3 protein-coding genes are annotated in these 3,567 nt (G+C 72.4%); 2 read left to right on the top strand and 1 reads right to left on the bottom strand.

Annotated features, from left to right (window positions below):
• Window positions 1-2: 2 nt before the first annotated feature.
• A complete protein-coding gene (locus ACFU8Q_RS40240) occupies window positions 3-1,808 on the bottom strand; it encodes a beta-galactosidase family protein (RefSeq protein WP_384464810.1) in 1,806 nt (601 codons plus the stop codon).
• Window positions 1,809-2,023: 215 nt separating this feature from the next.
• On the opposite strand from ACFU8Q_RS40240, the gene ACFU8Q_RS40235 reads away from it, so the two are divergent.
• The gene (locus tag ACFU8Q_RS40235) at window positions 2,024-2,917 is read left to right on the top strand and encodes a helix-turn-helix domain-containing protein (RefSeq protein WP_384464807.1); all 894 of its coding nucleotides are present in this window, start codon (window positions 2,024-2,026) and stop codon (window positions 2,915-2,917) included.
• Window positions 2,918-2,928: 11 nt separating this feature from the next.
• Window positions 2,929-3,255 (top strand): chorismate mutase, encoded by a 327-nt coding sequence (locus ACFU8Q_RS40230; protein ID WP_384464804.1) that lies wholly within the window; start codon window positions 2,929-2,931, stop codon window positions 3,253-3,255.
• Window positions 3,256-3,567: the final 312 nt, after the last annotated feature.

The raw sequence follows: 3,567 nt of genomic DNA, 5'->3' as shown, positions 1-3,567 counted from the left end.
ACTCACACCTGAACATCCCCGGGGGTGCCCGTCCGGACGGGCACCCCCGGGCCCAGCTCGGCATACGGCGTGCCCGCGTCCTCCAGTTCCAGCACCCACACCTCGTTGGCGCCCTCCCGCAGCACCGGCCCCGGCACGTACAGCGTCCGCTGCGGCCCCGCAGACCAGTAGCGCCCCAGGCAGAAGCCGTTCACCCACACGAAGCCGCGTGTCCAGCCCGGCAGTTCGAGCCCCGCATGCCCGGTGCCGGCCACCCCCGCGACCTCGAACTCCCCCCGGAACAGCCCCGTACGCCCGGCCCCCGTGACGCTCCCGAAAACCACCCCGACCAGCGCGTCTGGCTCCTCGAACGCCTCCAGCCGCAGCCCACGGGCGCGTACACCGTGCAGGAACTGCCGTTCGTGCAGCACTCCGCCCGTGATCCCCTTGGGCTCACCGAGCCGCCGCCCGTAGTTGACGCGGCCCAGGGACTCCACCCACAGTTCGACCTCCGCAGGCCCGGCCACCGGCTCGTCCAGAGTGCCGTTCTCCTCGCTCAGCACACCCTGGCGGACACCGTCCACGTACACCACGGCCCGGTCCCGGAGCCCCGTCAGACCCAGGGTGTACGGGCGGCGCGGCCCCGGCACGGCGACCTGATAGCGCACCAGGCCCCGGTCGACCCCCAGCTCCTCGAAGGTCGGCGGAACGCCGGTCGTCGCCGATTCCTCGTCGCCCAGCGCCTCCAGTACGGCGGTCAGCGGAGCCCAGTCCGTCAGCTCCGCCCGTACCGGAGCGGCCAGGCCCGCGGGCTCGGGCGGAAGCTCCGGAAGCGGTCCGTCCGCGTACTCGGCGAGCACCTTGCGGAACTGCCGGAACTTCTCCGTGGGGCGGCCGTACTCGTCGATCGGCGCGTCGTAGTCGTACGACGTCACCGTCGGCAGGAAGTCCTTGTCCTGCAGTGGACCGGACCGGTTGGCACCCGCCCACCCGGCGAAGTTCGTGCCCCCGTGCGCCATGTAGATGTTCACCGAGGCCCCGCACTCCAGGATCTCCCGCAGCGAGTCGGCGGCCCGCTCCGGATCGTGTACGACCGGCTCGGCACCCCAGTGCTCGAACCAACCGCACCAGAACTCCATGCACATCAGCGGCCCCTTCGGCTGATGGCGGCGCAGCACCTCGAACGCCTCCCGTGCGCCCGACCCGAAGTTCGCCGTGGCGAGCAGCCCCGGCACGGAACCGCCCGTGAGCATGTGGTCCTCCGGCCCGTCGGAGGTGAACAGCGGCACGGTCACCCCGCGCTCCCGCAGCATCCCGGCCACCCGCCGGAGATAGACCTGATCGGTGCCGTAGCTCCCGTACTCGTTCTCCGCCTGGACCATGATCACCGGGCCGCCGCGCCCGATCTGCCGCTGCACCACCTGCGGCAGCAGCGCCGTGAACCACCGCTCCACGGCGCCCAGGTACTCCTCGTCGCGGGTCCGCACCCGCCGTCCGAACCGCCCCGTCACCCAGGCCGGCAGACCACCGTTCTCCCATTCGGCACAGATGTACGGGCCCGGGCGGACGATCGCCCACAGCCCGGCCCGCTGCGCCGCGTCCAGGAACCGGCCCAGCGCCGCCACGTCCCGGAACCGGCCGGGTCGCGGCTCATGGAGATTCCACGGAACATACGTCTCGACGCAGTTGAGACCCATGGCGCGCAGCATCGACAGCCGGTGGTCCCACTGCGCCTCGTGGACCCGGAAGTAGTGCAGGGCCCCCGACAGCAGCCGTACGGGCTTCCCGTCGAGCCGGAAGTGGTCGTCCCCCACGGTGAAGTCAGCCATCGTGCTCGTACTCTCCTGTGCGTGCGGTCCCCCGGGGCCGCGCGGCCCCGGGTCGCACGACGGCACGCACCACGGAGCGGGCGAACCCGGGAGGAATGTTGCAACCAACCTTCGCCCCCTGGCGTGCGGCCGGTCCATGGACAAAGATCACTGCTGTTTGGACACAATTGTTCGGACCAACGCGATGAAAGATGAAAGGGGAGGAAGGAAGGCCGATGTACCACACCTGGATGCGTTTCTTCACTCCCAGCCCGCTCCACCACCGGCTGGGCCTCGTCTGTCTCGGTGTGGGACTGCAGCACGGCGCCCTGCCGACGGTCGGCCCGCGCACCCTGGACCACCACGTGGCCGTCGTCATCAACTCCGGCAGCGGCTGGTTCAGCGGCACGGACGGCCGCCGGGTCCCCGTCGTCGCCCCCAGCCTGATCTGGCTGACCCCCGGCACCCCGCACCACTACGGCGCCGACCCCGGCACCGGCTGGGACGAGAGCTTCGTCGACTTCACCGGCCCCGCCACCGCCACGTACACCGAACTCGGCTACATCGAGCCCGACCGCCCGCTCGTCCCGCTCGCCGACACGGCGGGCCCCCGGGCCGCGGTGGGGCGGATGGTGCGGGCGGCCCGGCGCGGCAACCCGCTGCTGGAGGTGGAGACCGGCGCCGCCGTCCACGAACTCCTCGTCGCCCTGCGCCGGGCCCGCGCCGATGTCAGCCCCGACGGCGACCCGGTCCTCCAGGCCCTCGCCCGCGACGCCTTCCAGCCGCTGTCCGTCGCCGAGCACGCGGCCCGGCACGGCATGACACCCTCCGAACTGCGCACGGTGGTACGGCGGGGCGCGGGCTGCAGCCCGAAGGACTACCTCCTCGGCATCCGGCTCGGCCGCGCCAAGGAACTCCTCGCCGCCACCGACCTGCCGGTCGCCGCGGTCGCCCGACGTGTCGGCTACGACGACCCGGCGTACTTCTCCCGCCTCTTCGCCCGCCGGGTGGGCGCCGCCCCGGTCCGGTTCCGCGAACAGCAGGGCCGCAACGTCCCGGGCGGCTGGAGCGACCAGGTCCCGGACCCGGATCACCCACCGGTGATCACCACCCAGGGCCCGGCCGTCTAAGCTCGCTGACCATGACCACGAGGGACACCGACGAGTCCGTGACCGCGGAACTGAACCGGCTGCGCGAGAGCATCGACAACATTGACGCCGCTGTCGTCCATATGCTCGCCGAGCGCTTCAAGTGCACCCAGCAGGTCGGCCACCTCAAGGCCGCCCACCAGCTCCCCCCGGCCGACCCGGCCCGCGAGAGCCGGCAGATCGCCCGGCTGAGGCAACTGGCGGAGAGCGCGCACCTGGACCCGGCCTTCGCGGAGAAGCTGCTGAACTTCATCGTGGCGGAGGTCATCCGCCACCACGAGCGGATCGCGGACGAATCGGCCTCGAACGGGGAGGCCTGAGCACCGGAGATCCGGCGGCCGTCGTGCTCCTCCTCTCGTCGGCCGATGGCGCAGCGTCCACGCGCCGCTCCTCGTCCGGTCGAGGGCGCAATGTCCGGGCCCGTTTCTCATCCGGCCGAGGGCGGCCCGTCCGCCGAACGCGATGGAAGCGGGCCGGCCCGCCGGACCGACCGCCTGCGCCTCGTCCGGTCGAGGGCGCAGCGTCCAGGCGCCGCTTCTCGTCCGGTCGAGGGCGCAATGTCCGGGCCCGTTTCTCATCCGGCCGAGGGCGGCCCGTCCGCCGAACGCGATGGAAGCGGGCCGGCCCGCCGG

Origin of the sequence: Streptomyces sp. NPDC057543 (genome assembly GCF_042801895.1) — a bacterium.
Taxonomy (GTDB): domain Bacteria; phylum Actinomycetota; class Actinomycetes; order Streptomycetales; family Streptomycetaceae; genus Streptomyces.
The sequence above is the reverse complement of the archived record's forward strand: the minus strand, read 5'-3'. Positions and strand labels throughout refer to the sequence as shown.

What these genes read in the sequence shown, in the direction of transcription:
- ACFU8Q_RS40240 (WP_384464810.1), bottom strand. Translation starts at nt 1,808, where the DNA reads ATGGCTGACTTCACCGTGGGGGACGACCACTTCCGGCTCGACGGGAAG.
- ACFU8Q_RS40235 (WP_384464807.1), top strand. Translation starts at nt 2,024, where the DNA reads ATGTACCACACCTGGATGCGTTTCTTCACTCCCAGCCCGCTCCACCAC.
- ACFU8Q_RS40230 (WP_384464804.1), top strand. Translation starts at nt 2,929, where the DNA reads ATGACCACGAGGGACACCGACGAGTCCGTGACCGCGGAACTGAACCGG.